The organism is Paenarthrobacter sp. NPDC018779, assembly GCF_044391085.1.
Classification (GTDB): domain Bacteria; phylum Actinomycetota; class Actinomycetes; order Actinomycetales; family Micrococcaceae; genus Arthrobacter.
The window spans coordinates 12,073-30,709 of the sequence record NZ_JBIRZS010000022.1 but is presented as its reverse complement, the minus strand read 5'-3'; the positions used below and the strand labels follow the sequence as shown (position 1 = coordinate 30,709).

Sequence of the window (18,637 nt, the reverse complement as noted above, 5' to 3'; positions counted from 1 at the left end):
GCGTGCTCAGGACTCCTGCGGGACGATCGCCACGCCATCGCTGACGTGCACCAGCGTCCGGCCGCGACCGCCGTCGAGCTCCACCCAAACGGCAGTGGCATCCCCCGTGACGTCGTCCACCACGCCGTGTTCCGCGAACCCCGGGGTCAGCGTGACGCTGACTCGATCGCCGCGGCGGAGCGAACGCCAATGCTGGTCAGGCTCGATGCGACGCACTGGCGCGGAAGTGAAGTCGTTGATTCGGCGCTTGGCCATGGTTGCCCCCTGGATTCCAACTGCTGGGACGCGATGCGAACGGGTCCTTGGCTGGAAGCCTACGGGCGCAAGTTGAACGGCGGTTGTATGGAGTCTGGGAACTCGGTGACGGCTGCGCGGCTGGCAAACTAAGGGAATGACTGTGTTGATCGCCGGTTGCGGCGACTTGGGAACCGAAGCCGGCCTGCGATTCGCTGCGGCGGGTCACGAAGTGTACGGAATCCGGCGGTCTCCGGAGAAGCTGCCGCCGGAAATCCGCGGGGTAAAGGCTGATTTGGCCAACGACGTTCCGGAGGTGCCCGACGCCGACATCGTGGTTGTCGCCCTGGCCGCTGACGCTTCCACCGAGGAGGCTTACCGGGCCGCTTACGTGGACGGACTGCGAAACGTGCTGGACGCCGTGGATCGCAGCCAGATGGCGCCTCGGCGGGTCCTCTTCGTATCCTCCACCGCTGTGTACAAGGATGCCGGCGGTGCACTGGTGGATGAATCCACGCCAACGGAGCCGGACAGGTTCAGCGGAAAGATCCTGCTGGAGGCTGAGGAATTGTTGTTCTCACGTCACCCGCACGCCACAGTTCTGCGGCTCGGCGGAATCTACGGCCCTGGACGGACGCGGCTGATCGACCAGGTCCGCTCCGGCAAGGCCGTGGTTCCCGGTCAGCCGAAGCACACCAACCGCATCCACCGCGACGACGCCGCGGCCATGATCGTGCACCTCGCCACCATGTCCCCGGACCCCGCGCCCGTGTATCTCGGCGTGGATGACGAGTCGGCAGAATTGGGCGACGTTTTGCGTTTCCTCGCCGCTGAACTCAGGCTTCCGGAACCGCCGGTGGGGTCGGCGTCCGACGGCGGTGCGGGCGACAAACGCTGTTCCAACCGGCGCCTCCGGTCCACCGGTTTCCAGTTCACGTACCCCAGCTACAAAGAGGGGTACCGCGCCATCCTGTCCGGAGAGGGCGTCCGGCACCCGTAAAGTCCTAGACGGTCTGCCCGGTCAGCTTCGCCTCGAGGATCTGGGCCACTCCGTCATCGTCGAAATGGGGAGCCTGCTGCCCGGCCGCGAGGATGGCCTCGGGGTGTCCACTGGCCATGGCATAGCCGTGGCCGGCCCAGCGGAGCATCTCGATGTCATTGGGCATGTCTCCAAAAGCAACCACGTCCGCAGCCTCGATCCCCAGCGACTCCGCGTACTTCGCCAGCGTGACGGCCTTGTTGATGCCGGGAACGGACATCTCCAGCAGGGCAGTCCGCGGCGCCGAGTGGGTGGTGGACACCAGATGCGACACGGCAGGCGCCACTTCGGCCAGGAATTCATCCGGCGTGCCATTGCGGGTAATCGCCAGGAACTTCACGACAGCGTCATCCGCAGTAAGCGTCTGGTCCAGCGGGGCGGGGGTGAATTCGGCGAGCAACTCGCTGGTTTCGTTTTCGATGAAGCCCGGCTCGAGGTGGAATCCGAACAGCGTCTCGGCACCGAACAAAGCATCGGGCCGGATCGACTTGATGATGCGGCGTGCCTCGAGGACGGACGCCAGGTCCAGGCCGGTGGAGGAGATGGGCTTCTCTGTTGCAAGGTCCCACACCACGGCGCCGTTGGAGCAGATCACAATGCCACTGTGGCCGAGTTGCTCCTGCAGCGGGTACAGCCACCGCGGCGGCCTGCCCGTGACGAACACGAGTTCCACCCCGGCATCGCGGCAGTCCTGGAACGCCTTGATGGTTCTGGCACTGATTTTTCCGTCGTGGCCGAGGATGGTTCCGTCTATGTCACTTGCTACGAGCCGCATGATGCCAGTCTACGTGGGTGGTACCGGAGCGGGTTCGGGCAGCCAAGCCCTCGCGGCCCGCAGGGAGCGCACCATAGTGTGGGTCCATGAGTGAAAAGACGAAGGAAGAGCACAGCACAAAAGGCGCGTACGTTACAGGCGGAGAATTCAACCGGGATACCAACTACATCGAAGACCGCATCACTCGCAACGGAACTCCAGGGCCGAACGGTGAACCCGGATGGCCCGTGGAGCCCGGACGTTACAGGCTCGTCGCTGCGCGGGCTTGTCCGTGGGCCAACCGTTCCGTCATCGTCAGGCGGCTGTTGGGCCTCGAGGACGCCATCAGCCTTGGCCAGCCCGGACCTACCCACGACGCCCGGTCATGGACCTTTGACCTGGACCGGGACGGCAAGGATCCCGTCCTGGGCATCGAACGCCTGCAGGAGGCCTACTTCCAGCGTTTCCCGGACTACCCCCGTGGCATCACCGTCCCGGCCATGGTGGATATCCCGAGCGGAGCAGTAGTCACCAACAACTACCCGCAGATCACCTTGGACTTCTCCACGGAGTGGACGGAGTTCCATCGGCCGGGCGCTCCGGAACTGTACCCGGAGCACCTCCGCGACGAGATCGACGAGGTCAACAAGCGAGTCTTTACCGAGGTCAACAACGGCGTGTACCGCTGCGGTTTCGCAGGTTCGCAGGAGGCCTATGACGCTGCCTACTCCCGCCTCTGGACTGCCATGGACTGGCTGGAGGAACGGCTGTCATCCCAGCGTTTCCTGGTTGGCGACACCATCACCGAGGCGGACGTCCGGCTCTTCACCACGCTGGCCCGCTTTGATGCGGTGTACCACGGCCATTTCAAGTGCAACCGGAACAAGCTCACCGAAATGCCGGCGCTCTGGGCCTACGCAAGGGACTTGTTCCAGACGCCCGGTTTCGGGGACACCATCGACTTCGTGCAGATCAAGAAGCACTACTACGTGGTACACGAGGACATTAATCCCACACAGATCATCCCTGCCGGCCCGGACCTTTCGGGATGGCTGACTCCGCATGGCCGCGAGTCGCTGGGCGGCCGGCCTTTCGGCGACGGAACACCTCCCGGACCGGTCAAGCCCGGGGAGGAAGTGGCACCCGGTCACGGGGCCGTCTGAGGTTCTAGCTGTGGTTGAGTTCAGCCCTCGACGGCGGATTGGCTCCGGCGCGTGACACTGTGACGGCCGCCGCCCTCGCTGCGTGTTCCATGATCGCGGCAAGGGTTTCGGCCGGCATGGCGCGCAATTCCTCCCGGTTCTGCGCGCCATCCAGTCCACGGTCCACGATCGCGGAGAGGAGCCCCGCCATGAAGGAGTCCCCGGCACCCACTGTGTCCACTACGTCCACCTTGGGTGCGGGAACCTCGGCCTCGCCTGCCTTGGTAATGCCCCAGGGACCTTTGACGCCGCGAGTCACCACCACCAGCGCAGGACCTTCATTCCCACCCATGGCCAGCCAACGACGTGCCGATTCCAAGGAATCCACACCGGGATAGAGCCATTCCAGGTCCTCGTCCGAGGCTTTGACGACGTCGGCCAAGGCAACAAAGCGTTCGGCCTGCGTCCGCGCATATTCCCGATTGGTAATGATGGACGGGCGGCAGTTCGGATCGAAGCTGATGGTGCTGCTCGGATGGGCATGCTCGACGGCGGCCAGCACCTCAGCAGCGCCAGGCTCCAAGGCGGTGGCAATCGAACCCGTGTGCAGCAAAGTGGCGCCCTGCAGCATGAGGGGCAACCGGGCGCTGAGTCCGGGCAATTCCCAGGCGAGGTCGAACGTATAAGTGGCGGCGCCGTCGTCGTCGATCAGGGCGGTGGCCACGCTGGTTGGTTTGTTGTCCGGTGGAATCGGGACCATCACCGAACTGGACCGTAAGTGGGCACCCACGGAATCGCCGTAGGCGTCCTGGCCGAACCTTCCGAGGAACTGCACGGGGTGATCCAGTCGCGCCAGGCCCACGGCGACATTGAGCGGGCTCCCGCCAACGTGCGCTTCGATCCCGGTGGGGCGCTGGACGACGTCAACAAGGGCCTCGCCAATCACAGTCAGCATGGGATTACTCTGCCAGAGCAGGCCGTTCGCGACCAGCCGTCAGGAGAGCAGCCGCTGAACAAGTTCGCGGCACTTCTTGTAGGCCACGGCCTTGGGATCGATGAGGTCGAAGTGGTCTCCCGGCACCCTCAATAGCTGGGCAGCCCCGCCTGAGGCGTTGCTCGCCGCGACGTAGGCCTCCGACTGGCTGGCCGGGACATCCTCATCTTCCATGGCGTGAACGGCATATACGGGAACGTCGATGGGCAGCGACGTCATGGGGTCTGCGTACTTATGCCGCTTGGGGTATCTGGCCGAGTCCCCGCCCATAAGGTTGCACACCGCTCCGTTGCTGAGGTTCAAGCGCTCAGCCGCCGCGAGGTTCAGCAGACCGGACTGGCTGACCACACCCGTCAGGTGCACGGCGTTCTCCTCCGGTCCCCGCACGAGTTGGCGGTCGGCGTCGGGATTGCCGATCGACGAAAGCCGTTCGCGCCCGGCCGCCCACACCGCCAAGTGGCCGCCCGCAGAGTGGCCCAAAGCCACAACTTTGCCGAGCTGGAGGTCATGATTGCCGGCAATCTCAGCGAGATGGTCGATTCCGGCAAGGATGTCTTCGAAGGTATGTGGCCAACCACCCCCGTTGCCGGCCCTGCGGTATTCAAGGTTCCAGGCGGTAATTCCATGGGCCGCCAGGTCACGTGCCAGGGGCTCGCCCAGCTCGGCGCCGTACTGGGAGCGCCAGTATCCGCCATGGATAACCACCGCCACGCCGCCAGAGATCGACGCCGGACCACGATGGTTTCCGTTGCTTGGTTCAGGTATGAAGAGTTCGCCCCACTGACTGGGGTGTTCGCCGTAGCTGTACTTGTGCCGCAACATTGCGCCCTCCTTTGTACCGAGCCTATCGCGAGGTTCCGCTGGTTTGGCTAGATGCATTTCGACGGCGGAGTGTCCGGCTTCGGTGTCGGACCCGCACCGTAAGCTGGGGGCATGGCAAGCAACTGGGACAGCCTGGATCCGGATCAGCGCAAAGCGGTAGAGGCGAATGTGGCACTCTACGAGCGGGTCCGCCCTGCCCTCAAGCGGGTTACCCGGGATGTTTTGCTGACGCTGCGGGACATGCTGAACGACGCTGAGGTGACTCCCTTGTTCGTCACGGGACGAACAAAAACGGTGGATTCGTTCCGTGAAAAAATCTCACGTACGGACGATCCCATCGAGCCCGGCGGCCCGCGTGTCCTCAAGTTCCCAGACCCCTTCCGGACACTGAATGACATGGTGGGGATCCGCGTCATCACCAAGCTCCCTGCCGAGAATGCCGCGGTGGCCAACATCATCAAGCGGCAACGCCAATTGTTCGACTGCCGTGGGGACCGCGAGAAGGACATCGGCTCCATCGAGTCCGGAACCTACGGCTATTCCAGCCGGCACCTCATCCTGCGCACCATCCAGAACGAGACCGTGAAGGAGTACCAACAGGTCTTCAACCCTGATCTCCCGGCCAACGGCAGTTACTTTTTTGAGTGCCAGATCAGAACAGTCTTCGCCCACGCCTGGAGCGAGATCGAGCACGATATCCGCTTCAAGGCCGAGGATCCCCGTGCGTGGACTCCGCACTTCGACCGGCAGTTCACGGCCACCGCCGCGATGCTGGAGACCGTGGAGAGCGCGTTTGCAGATCTCCACGAGCGCTACGAAGAAGTCCGGGGCTACTGGGACCTGGAGGGCGAAGGTGGCTCGCCGCTCACTCCCAACCGCGTCCGTGACGTTTGGCGTACCCTGCTCCCCCACGTTGACCGTAAAGTAGATGATGACTGGGGATGGGCAGCCGAACTCCTCGCGGCCCACGGACTCACCAAGACCGTGGAACTTGCCGGCCTGCTCAGTGCCAACCGGATCACCGAGGTCCGCAAGGCCCTGGACCACCGCTACTCCCCTGGCCCCGACCGCCTCCTGGACGACCTCCTGTTGTGGCAGTACGGAACCGAACACATTGATCTCACTGCTGAGGCGCCCGACGTCGTTCCGCACCCGCGGCGCGACAGCCTCCAGCGGCGCCTGAAGCAGATTGAGCGCTACCGCCAAACTGCCATGTAGCAGACTGCCTTGTAAGGACCCATGACTCCCGAGCAACTCATGTCACTGCGGGTGACCTTCCGTTCACCCCACCGCCTCCTGACGGAATCCCTTGCCGGACTCGTGGTGGCTTTGGCGCTCATCCCGGAAGCCATCGCCTTCTCGGTGATCGCCGGAGTGGATCCCCGGATCGGCCTGTTCGCCTCCTTCACCATGGGCGTGGTGACGGCCATTGTCGGTGGGCGTCCGGCGATGATCTCGGCGGCAACCGGTGCTGTCGCCTTGGTGATCGCTCCTGTCATGAAGGAACACGGCCTCGACTACCTGATCGCCACGATCATCCTGGCCGGCATCTTCCAGATCATCCTCGCAGCCCTCGGTGTGACCCGGCTGATGCGCTTTATCCCGCGTTCGGTCATGATCGGCTTCGTCAACGCCCTGGCCATCCTGGTGTTCATGTCGCAGATGCCGGAGCTCTTCAATGTTCCGTGGATGGTCTATCCGATCGTCGCCGTGGGCCTGGCCATCGTGTTTCTCTTGCCGCGGTTCGCCAAGGCTGTTCCGGCCCCGTTGGTGGCGATTGTGCTGATCACCCTGGTCACGGTGTTGGGTGGCATCGATGTGCCCACTGTCAGCGACAAGGGCGAACTGCCCCACAGCCTGCCCGGTTTCTTCCTGCCCAACGTTCCGCTGAACCTCGAGACCTTCCAGATCATCGCGCCGTTCTCCCTCTCCATGGCGCTTGTTGGGCTGCTGGAATCCCTCATGACTGCCAAACTGGTCGACGACATCACGGATACCCGCTCCAACAAGACACGGGTTTCCTGGGGCCAGGGTGCCGCGAACATCGTCACCGGGTTCCTGGGTGGCCTGGGCGGTTGCGCGGTGATCGGGCAGACCATGATCAACGTCAAGGGTTCGGGCGCACGGAGTCGTCTCTCCACCTTCCTGGCCGGTGTTTTCCTGCTCATCCTGGTGGTGGTGCTGGGCGACGTAGTGGGGATGATCCCCATGGCAGCCCTGGTTGCCGTCATGATCTTCGTTTCCCTGATTACTTTCGACTGGCACTCCATCCGGCCGTCCACCTTGAAGCGGCTGCCGAAGTCCGAGACAGCGGTCATGATCCTCACAGTTGCGGCAGTGGTGGCGACGCACAACCTCGCGGTGGGTGTCGGCGTCGGAGTTTTGACCGCGAGCGTGCTGTTCGCGCGCCGCGTGGCGCACTTCGCCACTGTTGAACGGACGGAACTCTCGGTCAATGGAGAAACCGTGGCGACATACATCGTGAATGGCGAGCTCTTCTTTGCTTCGTCCAACGACCTCTACACGCAGTTCGACTATGCAAAAGATTCCTCAGAAGGCATAGATCGCGTGGTCATTGACCTGCACGCTTCCCATTTGTGGGACGCGTCCACCATTGCCGTCCTGGATTCCGTCACTGAGAAGTACCGGAATCACGGCCGCGAGGTGGAGTTCATCGGGCTCAACGAGGCCAGTATCCGCATGCGTGAACGGCTGGCCGGCAAGCTGAACCCCTAACCCACCTGCCCAACTGGGGGACAGCAAACGTCCCACTGAGGGGTGGGTGGAGCAGTTACTGTCTCCTAGTTGGGCGGGGATGACGGATGTCTGACATATACGCATCGCTGCAAGTAATGAACTCGTGCGGCTTGGGCGGTAAATGTGAGCATGGATGAATGCTTGAGGCAACGAATTCTCCATCCGAAACCACCGTGCCAGCCAACGCAGCCCTCGCCGCCGAGGCCAAAATTGCGCGCATCGCGGTCACCATCTTCCCGATCCTGGTGGTAGTTGCCGGCGTTCTTGGCTTCCTGCTTCCTGATCTGTTCAAGCCCCTGGGCGTGACGGTTCCGTACCTGCTGGGCGTCATCATGTTCTGCATGGGCCTCACGCTGACGCCGCCGGACTTCGCTTCCGTGGCGCGCCGGCCGTGGGCTGTGGCGTTGGGAATCGTTGCGCACTACGTGATCATGCCCGGCGCCGGCTGGCTCATCGCCGTCCTGCTCCAACTGCCGCCGGAGCTTGCTGTGGGCCTGATCCTGGTGGGATGCGCTCCCTCCGGAACCGCATCCAACGTCATGGCTTTCCTGGCCAAGGGTGACGTGGCACTGTCCGTTGCGGTTGCTTCGGTGTCCACCTTGATCGCACCGCTGGTTACCCCGGCACTCACCCTGCTCCTGGCCGGATCCTTCCTCCACATCGACGCCGATGCCATGGTTCTGGACATCGTCAAGACCGTGTTGCTTCCCGTCATCGCCGGCCTCTTGGCGCGTCTGTTCCTGTCCAAGATGGTGGCGAAGGTTCTCCCCGCGCTTCCGTGGGCGTCCGCCGTCGTGATTTCACTGATCGTTGCAATCGTGGTGGCCGGCAGCGCCAGCAAGATCGTCGCCGCAGGCGGCATCGTGTTCCTGGCAGTGGTGCTGCACAACGGTTTCGGGCTGGGCCTCGGCTATCTGGCAGGCAAGCTCGGCCGCCTGGATGACAAGGCACGCCGCGCCCTGGCATTCGAAGTTGGCATGCAGAACTCAGGCCTGGCCGCGACCCTCGCCACGGCACACTTCAGTGCCCTCGCGGCGTTGCCTTCCGCGGTGTTCTCCCTCTGGCACAACATTTCAGGTGCGATCGTGGCCGCGTGGCTGGCTCGTCGCCCGCTGAAGGGCTAACACCGCTTCGACCGGGCGGGCCGCCACGACCCACATTGGCCCAGCTGCCCCGGCGACACGCCGCAGTATCCCGCGAAATGGGAGGTAGCGGCCGTCAAAGTGGGTGGTGGCGGTACAGGCTCCCCAGCGGAGCGGGCAGTGCCACGGCCGCGCGACGTACAGGTTCCCCAGCACGGCAGGCAAAGTGCTATCCAAGTGCGGCAGCAGGGGGTTAGGCAAGCGTGGTGCCGCGACGGTGCAGTTTCCAAGGACTCGCCACGCGGACACCCTCTGCAGGGGCTTTTCCGGCCAAACGGTCCAGCAGCATGCGCACAACCTGTTCGAAGATCGGATCCGGACCAACGGTGGTGAGGGGTGGATCGAAGTCCTGGCCCTCAGTTGAATTGCCCACTCCAACAACCTGGACGTCCTCAGGAACCCTGAGCCCCAGCCGGTAGGCCGCGCGAATGGCCTGCAGGGCTTCCATGTCGTCAGTGCAGAAAATGGCCGTGGGCCGGTCCGGTAGCTGGAGCAACTCGAGCGCGGATTGGTAGGCAATCGGCGGCCGGTGCTGCGATGTCCGCACCAAGGACTCGTCCAGCGGAATCCCGGCCTTTGCCAGTCCGGCAGCATACGCGGCGAAGCGGCTCTTGGGGCGGCCGTCAGGTCCAGCCCGACGGATGCAGGCTATCCGGCGGTGTTCTGCAGTCAGGAACTCCATGCATTCGTGCAGGCCGGCATCCTGTTCGGGTGCGAGGACGTCGAATCCATCCGGCTTCAGGGTTCCGGAGATCACCACTTGAGCCACACCGCGGCGGGCCAGCTCGCTGAGGGCTGTATCCTCTTCCGTGGATTCCGGGAAGAAGCCGATGATGACACCGTCGGCGCCGCCTGACATGACGAACTTCCGCCAATCATCACCGAGCAGGATCACGGGCTGGAAACCGTGATCCGGGAGGATCCTCGCAGCAGCGGTGGCAAGGGCCCGGTCCCACGGCCAGTCAAGGTTTCCAATAGCCACAGCCACTACGTCCGTCTTTCCGCGGCGCATTCCACGGGCAGCTTGGTTGGGAACGTAGCCCAAATCCTTGACCGCAGCGAGGACCCGCTCTTGCGTGGGCTGGCTGATCCGGGTGGTTCCGCCGTGCCGGCCGGAAAGGACGTAGGAGACCGTGGTCAAGGAAACGTTCGCGGCAGTGGCCACATCCCGGATGGTGGGCTTGGATGCCTTGCTCACGTGCTGCTCCTGATCAACGGACGAATTTCTTGAACTCTATCCGTCCCAGCGTGGACGTCCCTTGACGCACGATGTTGTGAGCGCTAACAATCAAAACAGGCCAAATCCACACATGGGAAGATCAGTCGATGAAGAACTGGGCAGGGAACCTCGAGTACTCCTCCGAGAATGTCTACCACCCCACCTCCGTCCAGGAGGTCCAGCAACTGGTGGCCGGCGCGTCCAGGATCAAGGCGCTTGGCTCGCGTCACTCGTTCAACCGCGTTGCCGATACGGACGGCACCCACATCCTGCTGGACGCCCTCCCCCAGGACATCGTCCTTTCAGCAGACAAGACCACCGTGAAGGTGAGCGCCGGCATCAGCTACGGTGCCCTGTGCAGGGCCCTGGAAGAGCACGGCTACGCCATCCACAACCTCGCCTCGCTGCCGCACATCTCCGTCGCGGGTGCTATTCAGACGGGAACGCACGGCAGCGGAGTCAACAATCCCTCCTTGGCTGCCGCCGTCGTAGGTGTGGAATTGGTGCGCCCCTCCGGAGAGTTGGCGATACTCACCCAGGACGACGACGAATTCCTCGCCAGCGTGGTGGGACTCGGCGCCTTCGGCGTAGTGACGGGACTGGAATTGTCCGTCCGTCCGAGCTACGACATGCGGCAGCGGGTCCTCACTGGTCTGCCTTGGGACACTGCGCTCTCGAACTTCAGGCAGATTGCATCCAGCGCCTACAGCGTCAGTTTCTTCACCGACTACACCGGTGATGCGATCCCCCAAGTGTGGCTCAAGGCTTTGGACTCAGAGCCCGCACTGCCGGACCTCTTTGGAGGGACGGCGGCCTCAACGGCACTGCACCCGCTTCCGGGGATGTCGGCCGAGAACTGCACCGTCCAACTGAATGAGCCTGGCAAATGGTTGGACCGGCTCCCCCATTTCCGGCACGAGTTCACCCCGAGCAACGGCGAAGAGTTACAGAGCGAGTTCATCCTTCCGCTGAGCGACGCCCCCGCTGCGCTCACCGCTGTGAGGGCCCTGGCTGACAAACTGGCACCCCTGCTCTTCATCTCGGAAATCCGCACCATTGCCGCCGACGAGTTCTGGCTCAGCCCCTTCTACCGGCAGCAAAGCGTCGCGCTCCACTTCACCTGGAAGCCGCTCCAGGCCGAGGTGGAGGCCGTGCTGCCCGAACTCGAGACGGCGTTGGCACCCTTCGGATCGCGGCCGCACTGGGGCAAACTTTTCACGCCGGGCTTGTACAACTTCGCCGCCCTCTACCCGCGTTTCGAGGACTTCCGGGCACTCGTCCACGCCAACGACCCCGCCGGCAAGTTCCGGAACGGGCTGTTGGAAAGCGTCCTCGGGGTGCCCGCCCCGGCAGGCAATTAACGCACGACGGAGGTCCCGTCGCCTTGCGCTGCTCGGCACCCCGCGGGATTACGTTGACCAGCTACTCGATGTGGGCCAAGACTGCGCCGGTGGTAACCACTCCTCCGGGTGCTGACAGCACTTCCGTGAGCTTTCCCGCCCGGTGCGCAGGGACCTGGGTTTCCATCTTCATGGCTTCGAGCACCACCAACGGGTCCCCGGCTGCCACCTCGGCTCCGGGTTCGACGAGCCACTTGACCACGGTGCCGGACATAGCCGCAACCAGGGCTGACTCGGCCGGGGACGTCACACCGTCCACAACAGAACCCGGCGCATCGGCCAGCCCGGCCACAGGAGGCAGCCCTTGCCCCGACCGTGCCCAGCCGTCCAGCAGATCAGCCGGAAGACCCACAGCCAGCCGCTTGCCATCAACGTCCACAGTGATGGTCCGCCGTTCGCCTCCTGCAGCTACGGCGCTGTAATCCGGGTCAACTGGGATCTGGTCCGCGAAGTCCGTCTCGATCCAGCGAGTATGAATGCGCAGCCCCTCCGAAGACGTGAAGTCCTCCGATTCCAGGACCGCCCGGTGGAACGGCAGCACCGTGGCCAGCCCGGTAACGTTCATCTCCGCCAGGGCCCGGCGCGCTCGACGCAGTGCCTGCTGGCGGTCCGCCCCGGTCACGATCAACTTGGCGAGCAGGGAGTCGAACTGCGGAGCCACGATGGAGCCTGCGCGGACACCCGAATCCAAGCGGATGCCCGGACCGGTGGGGGCCACCAGCGAGGAAACCGTGCCCGGTGACGGCAGGAAGCCACGGCCAACGTCCTCGGCGTTGATGCGGAACTCGAACGAGTGTCCACGGGCCACGGGATCCTCGGTGATGCTCAGGGGCAGCCCGGCGGCGATCCGGAACTGCTCCTGCACAAGATCCACACCGGCCGTTTCCTCGGTGATGGGGTGTTCCACCTGCAGCCTGGTGTTCACCTCAAGGAAGGCCACGGCCCCGCTGGCCGAGACAAGGAATTCCACAGTGCCCGCTCCGTAGTACCCGGCCTCGCGAACAATCGCCTTGGCACCGTCGTAGATCTGCTGCCGTTGGAGTTCGCTGAGGAACGGTGCAGGGGCTTCCTCTACAAGTTTCTGGTGGCGGCGCTGCAACGAGCAGTCCCGGGTTGCAACCACAATGACGTTGCCCTGCTTGTCCGCAATGACCTGGGCTTCCACGTGACGGGGACGGTCCAGGTACTGCTCAACAAAGCACTCTCCCCGCCCGAAGGCCACCACGGCTTCGCGGACTGCGGAGTCGAAAGCTTCCTCGACTTCGGCCAGTTCACGGACTACCTTGAGGCCGCGTCCGCCGCCGCCGAAGGCCGCTTTGATGGCGATGGGCAGCCCGTGCTCCTCGGCGAAAGACCGGGCTTCGACCGAAGACTCCACGGGTCCGTCACTGCCGGCCACGAGTGGGGCACCTGCCCGCACGGCGATCTCACGAGCGGTGATTTTGTTGCCCAACTGACGGATCGACTCCGGCGACGGACCGATCCACTCCAGTCCGGCGTCGAGAACGGCCTGGGCGAAGTCCGCATTCTCGGAAAGGAATCCGTATCCCGGGTGGACGGCATCCGCGCCGGACCGGGAAGCGACGTCGAGCAGCTTGTCGATGTTCAAGTAGGTGTCAGCCGGGCTGTTTCCACCCAGGCTGAAGGCTTCGTCGGCAACTGCCACGTGCATGGCGTCCGCGTCGATGTCTGCGTAAACGGCTACCGAGGAGATTCCGGCATCATCGCAGGCTCGGGCTACACGGACGGCGATCTCGCCTCGGTTCGCAATCAGGACCTTGCGCATCAAGTACTCACTTTTCTGGGATCGGGGTGAAGTCTGGGGAATCGGAGACGAAGCGGAAGCGGATCCGTCCGCCGATGGGGACCTGTGCGGCAAGGTCCAAGTGCTCGTCGCGCACTACGCCGATCACGGGGTACCCACCGGTGATCGGGTGGTCGGCGAGGAACAGGACCGGCAGGCCCGCGGGCGGAATCTGCAGTGCGCCCGCCATGGTGCCCTCGCTGGGGAGCTCGCCTTCGCGGTTCCGTTCGAGTGGTGTGCCCTCAAGCCGCATCCCTACCCGGTTTGACTGTGGCGTGACCACCCATTCCTGGCCGGTCAGGGAGTCGAGGGCATCCTGATCGAACCAATCAGCGCGCGGACCGGGAACAATGTCCAGGACTGTGACACCTTGGCCGGGGAAATCAGGCTGGAGCTCGGGGCTCCCGACTGCAGTGGACACCGTCTCCGATCCCACAGACAGTAGTCGCTGGGGCATCAGGGGTGCAGGCCCAATGCCGGACATGGTGTCCGCTGATCGGCTGCCCAGAACAAGGGGCGCATCGATCCCGCCACGGATGGCCAGATAGTTCCTGAATCCAGCCTCGGGGGCACCGAGGGTCAGGACTTCACCGTCGAGCAGCGCGAAAGGCGTGGCCATGGGAACCGAACGCGTCGCACCTTGCTGCTCGCCGTCGTCGGGCCCCTCTGCATCAACCCACGACAGCGACTGGACAGTCAGCGTTGCAGGCGCACCTGTCACGGCAATCACCTGGTCGCCGACGGCCTCAACTGTGAGTCCACCTCCGACGGATTCGATGGCAGCGGACGTGGACGCGTTCCCCACCAAGCGGTTGGCGCGGCGGAGGGATGCGCGATCCAGGGCACCGGCGGCGGACACACCCAGAGGGCCGTAGCCGCGGCGGCCGAGGTCCTCAATGAGGCTCTGCGCTCCTGGGCTGAGGATCCTCAGACCGGCAGCCGCGTGGTGCTCAGCGTCGGACTCGGAGTCATGCGAGGAAGCGGTGACCACTTCACGGACAGCACGGTATTGGACCCTGTCGCCAGGCCGAACCAGCGCCGGCTGGGTCCGGTCCAAATCCCACATCCGGGCACCTGTGCGGCCGATCAGCTGCCAGCCGCCAGGGGAACGTCGCGGATAGACGGCCGAGTACTGCCCGCCCAAGGCCACGGAACCGGCGGGGACGGCAGTACGTGGTGAGGCCCGGCGAGGAACGGTCAACGACTGGTTTTCACCGACCATGTAGCCGAAACCGGGGGCGAAGCCGGCAAAGGCTACGGTCCAGATCTGGCCGGTGTGGGAAGCAATCACGCCGTCCACGCTCAGGCCGGTGAGTTCCGCAACATCGGCGAGGTCTTCGCCGTCGTAAACGGTCTCGATGACCACCAGCCGGGAATCCGTATCCTCCGGTGTGGTGAGCTCCAGTTCCAGCAGTCGCTGTCCAATGGCCCGGGTGGCCGAAGCTGATTCGCCCACCACCATGACCGTCTCAGCGGCGGCCAGCACGTCAACCTGCCCCGGAAGCGGAGACTTGTTGAGCATGGCCTGCAGGGCGAGGACATCCGGGAGTCCGTCCAATTCGGCGAGGACTGCCCGCGTGCCCACGGGCCTCACGGAGCGGACCTTCTTGGTGGTTGCGGTTTCCATCACGGTATCCATCATTCACTTCGCAGCCATTCAGGCATGCGAACCCTCCAGGAGATGGGCTTCTTCTTCCGGCTTCGGGTCGCGCCCCATGAGCATGCCCACGATGGTGACGATGGCGGCAAGGAGGAGGTAGCCGGCGATGAGGTACCAGCCGTGGTTGGCTGCACCGTAGAGAGCCGTGAAGATAATAGGGGCCACAGCACCGCCGATCACACCCGCCAAGGTGTAGGCCAGGGAGCTGCCTGCGTAGCGGAGCCGGGCCGGGAACTGTTCGGTGATGAACGCAGCTTGCGGGCCATACATGAAGGCATGGAGTGCCAGGCCGATCACGACACCAATGGTCAGCATCACCACGGACTTGCCCTGGATCATGAGGAAGAAGATTGGGATGAAGATGGCAGTCGCCGCGGCCGTTACGCCATAGACCAGGCGGCGGTTGATGCGGTCAGTGAGTGCGCCTGCCGCCGGAATAAGGAACAGCTGGAAGGCGGAGCCGATGAGGATTGCGGCCAGGACGTTGCCCGTGGTCATGCCCAGTTCCTTGGTGGCGTAGACAGCTACGAAGACCGTGAACAGGGCGTAGAGGACGTCCGGGCAAACCCGGGACAGGGCGGCCGACACCAGGGCCTTGGGCTGCTGCGTGAAGACTTCCTTGATGGGGGCCTTGGGACGTTCGCCGTGGGCCTGGATGGCTTTGAACACGGGGGTTTCTTCGAGCTTCAGCCGGATCAGCAGGCCGAAGACCACCAGGAGTGCCGAGGCCAGGAACGCTACGCGCCAGCCCCAGGACAGGAAGGCCTCTTCGCTTAGAGAAGCAGCCAGGACCGCGAGGACTCCGTTGGCCATGAGGTTGCCGGCGGGTGGGCCGATCTGTGCAGCAGAGGACCAGAAGCCGCGCTTGTTGGGGTCGCCGAATTCGCTGGACAGCAGCACTGCGCCGCCCCACTCGCCACCCACGCCGATGCCCTGGGCCAGCCGCAGGAGGACCAGGATGGTGGGCGCGGCGACACCAATCACGGAATAGTCAGGCAGTGCACCGATGAGTACCGTAGCGACGCCAATCAAGACCAGCGTGAAGACAAGAACATACTTGCGCCCGATCTTGTCGCCCAATCGGCCGAAGATCACTCCGCCGATGGGACGGGCCAAGTACCCGACTGCGAACGCCGAGAAGGACAGCAGGAGGGCGACAAATTCGTCGTTCGAGGGAAAGAAGATCTTCGGGAACACGAGTGCCGATGCCACGGAGTAGATCGCAAAGTCGTAGTACTCAAGCGACGTTCCGGTGAGGCTGGCGATATATGCCTTGAGGGCGCCGGCCGGTGGCTTCCTTGTCACGGCCTTTGCTGCCTTGTTGGTGCTGGTCATGGTTTCCTCCGGAGGGGATGAGGGGTACTGCTTGGCCTGTTGGCTAGATGAACGAGCCGATGGTGACACCGGCATCGGTGAGGGCGGACTTCACTGCGGTTGCCATGGCGACGGCACCCGGTGAATCTCCGTGCACGCAGATGCTTTCTGCGCGGATGGTGAAAGTGGAACCGTCAATTGCCTTGACGGTTTGTTCCGTTGCCATGCGCAGGACATGCTGGGCAACGTCGGCGGGATCGTGAAGAACGGCACCGGGCTGGGAACGGGAAACGAGGGTGCCGTCGGGGTTGTAGGCGCGGTCAGCGAAGGCTTCGGAAACCGCCCGCAGGCCGGCCTCTTCAGCCAAGCGCAGGACCTCCGAGCCGGGGAGTCCAAGGATCGGAAGGTTGGGGTCAACCGACTTCACCGCTTCCACCACTGCCTTGGCCTGTGCCGTGTGCTTCACGATCGCGTTGTAGAGCCCGCCGTGCGGCTTCACGTACTGCATCCGGGCACCGGATACGGCCGCCAGGGCCTGGAGGGCGCCGATCTGGTAAACCACATCGTCCGCAAGTTCCTTGGGGTCGATGTCCAGGAAGCGGCGTCCAAACCCGGCAAGGTCGCGGTACCCGACATGTGCGCCGATAACGACGCCGGCCTTCGCCGCCTTCTCGCTGGTGGCACGGATAACGCTGGGGTCGCCGGCGTGGAATCCGCAGGCAACGTTGGCACTGGACACCGACTCGAACATGGCGGCATCGTCGCCCAGGGTCCAGCGGCCGAAAGACTCTCCGACGTCGCTGTTCAGGTCAATGATTGCCATGCTGTGATCCCTGCCTCGTGATGTGCGTTACATCAAGGATGCACCAAGTTGTGGGATTGTTCAACAATCCAGCGATCCTAGTTTTCGGCAATCGTGTAATTTTGGAGTCATGGCCAGTGCAGAGCAGCAATCAAGCGAACATGCTGGCTTCGACACCGCCCGCGCACGCGTGCGCATGCGTGTTCCCTCCGTGGCAGAGCGTGTGGCCGAAGAGCTCCGCTACCAACTGGCCGAAGGATTCCTTGTTCCCGGGGCCAAACTCACCGAGGCCACCATCGCTGAGGATCTGGGCGTCTCCCGCAACACGGTCCGCGAGGCTTTCGCTGAGCTGGCCAGTGAGCGGCTCCTGGTCCGCCAGCCCAATCGCGGCGTTTACGTAGCAACGCTGGAAGCCGGCGACATCCACGATGTTTACACCGTGCGGCGCGCCATTGAGGTCAGTTCGATCCGCGCGGGAGGCTCACCGGAGCGCATTGCCGCCGTCAGGGCCGCCGTCGAGGAGGGGAAGAAGGCCGCAGCCGCCAATGACAACGACGGTCTGGGCAGTGCCAACCAGCACTTCCACGGCTCAATCGTCGCCTTGGCTGAGAGCAACAGGCTGAATTCGATCATGAAGCAGGTGCTCGCCGAGATGCGCCTCTACTTCCACAAGGCCACGGTCAACGCGCACTTCTACGTCGACTGGCTCTCTGAGAACGAGCAGATTTGTGCCGCCCTGGAGAATGGTGAGTTGGACAAGGCCGGGGATCTCCTCTTGGCCTACCTCAATCGCTCAGAGCAGCAACAGGCTGCCATCCACGGCGAGTAGGTCAGCGCTTCCCCTTCTTGCGGGACCCACGGCCTCGACCCTTGTCCGGATTGGGCGCGTAGCGCTGCGAAACTGCGGGCTTCTTTCCCGCGGACGAAGTCCCCCGCCGATCGGGCTTTGGAGCCTTTTTGGGTTTCTCTTGCTGCGCCGACGGCTGCCGCGAACTCTGCGCGGTCCGGCCGCGCACGATCCCAATGAATTCCTCGATCACGGGGCTGTCATTGCCCGCAAGCCACGCGAGGCCGATCTGCGTACCGGGAACACCGGACAGTCTCCGGCTCACTGTCTGCTTGTTGTTCAGGTGACGGGCAACAGGCATCGGCATGATGACCAAGCCTGCTCCGGACGCCACCACCTGCAGTGCCATGTCCGGGCCACCCATTTCGGCGACATCCAGGAAGTTTTCCTCGGACACATCCTCGAAAGCCAAGTCTTCGAAGACCGAGATCTCGTGCCCTTTCGGCGCCACCACGGCCTGCTGTTCCTCGTACAGCGGGATGACGTGCAAGCCGTCGCGATCCACGGGCAACCGCACAAAACTAAGGTCCGCGGAGCCGTCACGCAGCACCGAAAGCTGCGATTCGTCGTCGGACATGAAAGCGTGCAACGGAACATCCGGCATCCGCTCTTCCCACCGACGGATCCACTTTCCGGGCGTAACGCCCGCCACGTAGGCGAAGCGGAGCTCGGGTGTTTCGGGGGACTCTTCAGCGTCTGACACACAC

Annotated in this window: 17 protein-coding genes; 7 read left to right on the top strand and 10 right to left on the bottom strand. The window is 63.9% G+C overall.

Annotation, left to right across the window (positions count from 1 at the left end):
- Positions 1-6: 6 nt before the first annotated feature.
- Entirely contained in the window at positions 7-255 is a 249-nt protein-coding gene (locus tag ACH488_RS18250; protein ID WP_397325962.1) for a hypothetical protein, read from the bottom strand.
- A 136-nt stretch (positions 256-391) separates the two neighbouring features.
- Between ACH488_RS18250 and ACH488_RS18245 the strand changes: the two genes are divergently transcribed.
- Entirely contained in the window at positions 392-1,234 is an 843-nt protein-coding gene (locus ACH488_RS18245; RefSeq protein ID WP_397325961.1) for an SDR family oxidoreductase, read from the top strand.
- Positions 1,235-1,238: 4 nt separating this feature from the next.
- Here ACH488_RS18245 and ACH488_RS18240 read toward each other — a convergent pair whose 3' ends face one another.
- Positions 1,239-2,048, bottom strand: a complete 810-nt coding sequence (locus tag ACH488_RS18240) for an HAD family hydrolase (RefSeq protein WP_397325960.1) — start codon at positions 2,046-2,048, stop codon at positions 1,239-1,241.
- Positions 2,049-2,134: 86 nt separating this feature from the next.
- On the opposite strand from ACH488_RS18240, the gene ACH488_RS18235 reads away from it, so the two are divergent.
- Positions 2,135-3,190 carry a glutathione S-transferase family protein gene (locus ACH488_RS18235; RefSeq protein ID WP_397325958.1) on the top strand — a complete coding sequence of 352 codons (1,056 nt, stop codon included), beginning with the start codon at positions 2,135-2,137 and terminating at the stop codon, positions 3,188-3,190.
- 4 nt (positions 3,191-3,194) lie between these two features.
- Here the strand turns inward: ACH488_RS18235 and ACH488_RS18230 are convergent, their stop codons facing one another.
- Entirely contained in the window at positions 3,195-4,124 is a 930-nt protein-coding gene (locus ACH488_RS18230) for a carbohydrate kinase (protein ID WP_397325957.1), read from the bottom strand.
- Between the two features lie 39 nt (positions 4,125-4,163).
- A complete protein-coding gene (locus ACH488_RS18225; protein ID WP_397325956.1) occupies positions 4,164-4,985 on the bottom strand; it encodes an alpha/beta hydrolase in 822 nt (273 codons plus the stop codon).
- Between the two features lie 111 nt (positions 4,986-5,096).
- Here ACH488_RS18225 and ACH488_RS18220 point away from each other — a divergent pair, with 111 nt between their 5' ends.
- From ACH488_RS18220 to ACH488_RS18210, 3 genes are all read left to right on the top strand, one after another.
- Positions 5,097-6,203, top strand: coding sequence for a GTP pyrophosphokinase family protein (locus tag ACH488_RS18220; protein ID WP_397325955.1), 1,107 nt, complete (start codon positions 5,097-5,099; stop codon positions 6,201-6,203).
- A 21-nt stretch (positions 6,204-6,224) separates the two neighbouring features.
- A complete protein-coding gene (locus ACH488_RS18215) occupies positions 6,225-7,721 on the top strand; it encodes a SulP family inorganic anion transporter (protein WP_397325954.1) in 1,497 nt (498 codons plus the stop codon).
- Positions 7,722-7,879: 158 nt separating this feature from the next.
- Positions 7,880-8,866: a bile acid:sodium symporter family protein gene (locus ACH488_RS18210; RefSeq protein WP_397325953.1), complete on the top strand. Its 987-nt coding sequence runs from the start codon at positions 7,880-7,882 to the stop codon at positions 8,864-8,866.
- A 211-nt stretch (positions 8,867-9,077) separates the two neighbouring features.
- On the opposite strand, the gene ACH488_RS18205 is transcribed toward ACH488_RS18210, so the two are convergent.
- Positions 9,078-10,082, bottom strand: coding sequence for a LacI family DNA-binding transcriptional regulator (locus tag ACH488_RS18205; protein WP_397325952.1), 1,005 nt, complete (start codon positions 10,080-10,082; stop codon positions 9,078-9,080).
- A 128-nt stretch (positions 10,083-10,210) separates the two neighbouring features.
- Between ACH488_RS18205 and ACH488_RS18200 the strand changes: the two genes are divergently transcribed.
- Entirely contained in the window at positions 10,211-11,464 is a 1,254-nt protein-coding gene (locus tag ACH488_RS18200; RefSeq protein ID WP_397325951.1) for an FAD-binding protein, read from the top strand.
- A gap of 61 nt (positions 11,465-11,525) precedes the next feature.
- Here ACH488_RS18200 and ACH488_RS18195 read toward each other — a convergent pair whose 3' ends face one another.
- The 4 genes from ACH488_RS18195 to ACH488_RS18180 are packed head-to-tail and all read right to left on the bottom strand — an operon-like array spanning position 11,526 to position 17,104.
- Positions 11,526-13,289, bottom strand: coding sequence for an acetyl/propionyl/methylcrotonyl-CoA carboxylase subunit alpha (locus ACH488_RS18195; protein WP_397326015.1), 1,764 nt, complete (start codon positions 13,287-13,289; stop codon positions 11,526-11,528).
- A gap of 7 nt (positions 13,290-13,296) precedes the next feature.
- Entirely contained in the window at positions 13,297-14,946 is a 1,650-nt protein-coding gene (locus ACH488_RS18190; protein ID WP_397326014.1) for a 5-oxoprolinase/urea amidolyase family protein, read from the bottom strand.
- Positions 14,947-14,964: 18 nt separating this feature from the next.
- Positions 14,965-16,302: an MFS transporter gene (locus ACH488_RS18185; RefSeq protein ID WP_397325950.1), complete on the bottom strand. Its 1,338-nt coding sequence runs from the start codon at positions 16,300-16,302 to the stop codon at positions 14,965-14,967.
- A gap of 43 nt (positions 16,303-16,345) precedes the next feature.
- Complete coding sequence (locus ACH488_RS18180; RefSeq protein ID WP_397325949.1) at positions 16,346-17,104, bottom strand: LamB/YcsF family protein; 759 nt, start codon at positions 17,102-17,104, stop codon at positions 16,346-16,348.
- Positions 17,105-17,213: 109 nt separating this feature from the next.
- Between ACH488_RS18180 and ACH488_RS18175 the strand changes: the two genes are divergently transcribed.
- Positions 17,214-17,912 carry a GntR family transcriptional regulator gene (locus ACH488_RS18175; protein WP_397325948.1) on the top strand — a complete coding sequence of 233 codons (699 nt, stop codon included), beginning with the start codon at positions 17,214-17,216 and terminating at the stop codon, positions 17,910-17,912.
- 1 nt (position 17,913) lies between these two features.
- On the opposite strand, the gene ACH488_RS18170 is transcribed toward ACH488_RS18175, so the two are convergent.
- On the bottom strand, positions 17,914-18,633 hold the full coding sequence (locus tag ACH488_RS18170) for a LysR family transcriptional regulator substrate-binding protein (RefSeq protein ID WP_397325947.1): 720 nt from the start codon (positions 18,631-18,633) through the stop codon (positions 17,914-17,916).
- Positions 18,634-18,637 lie beyond the last annotated feature (4 nt).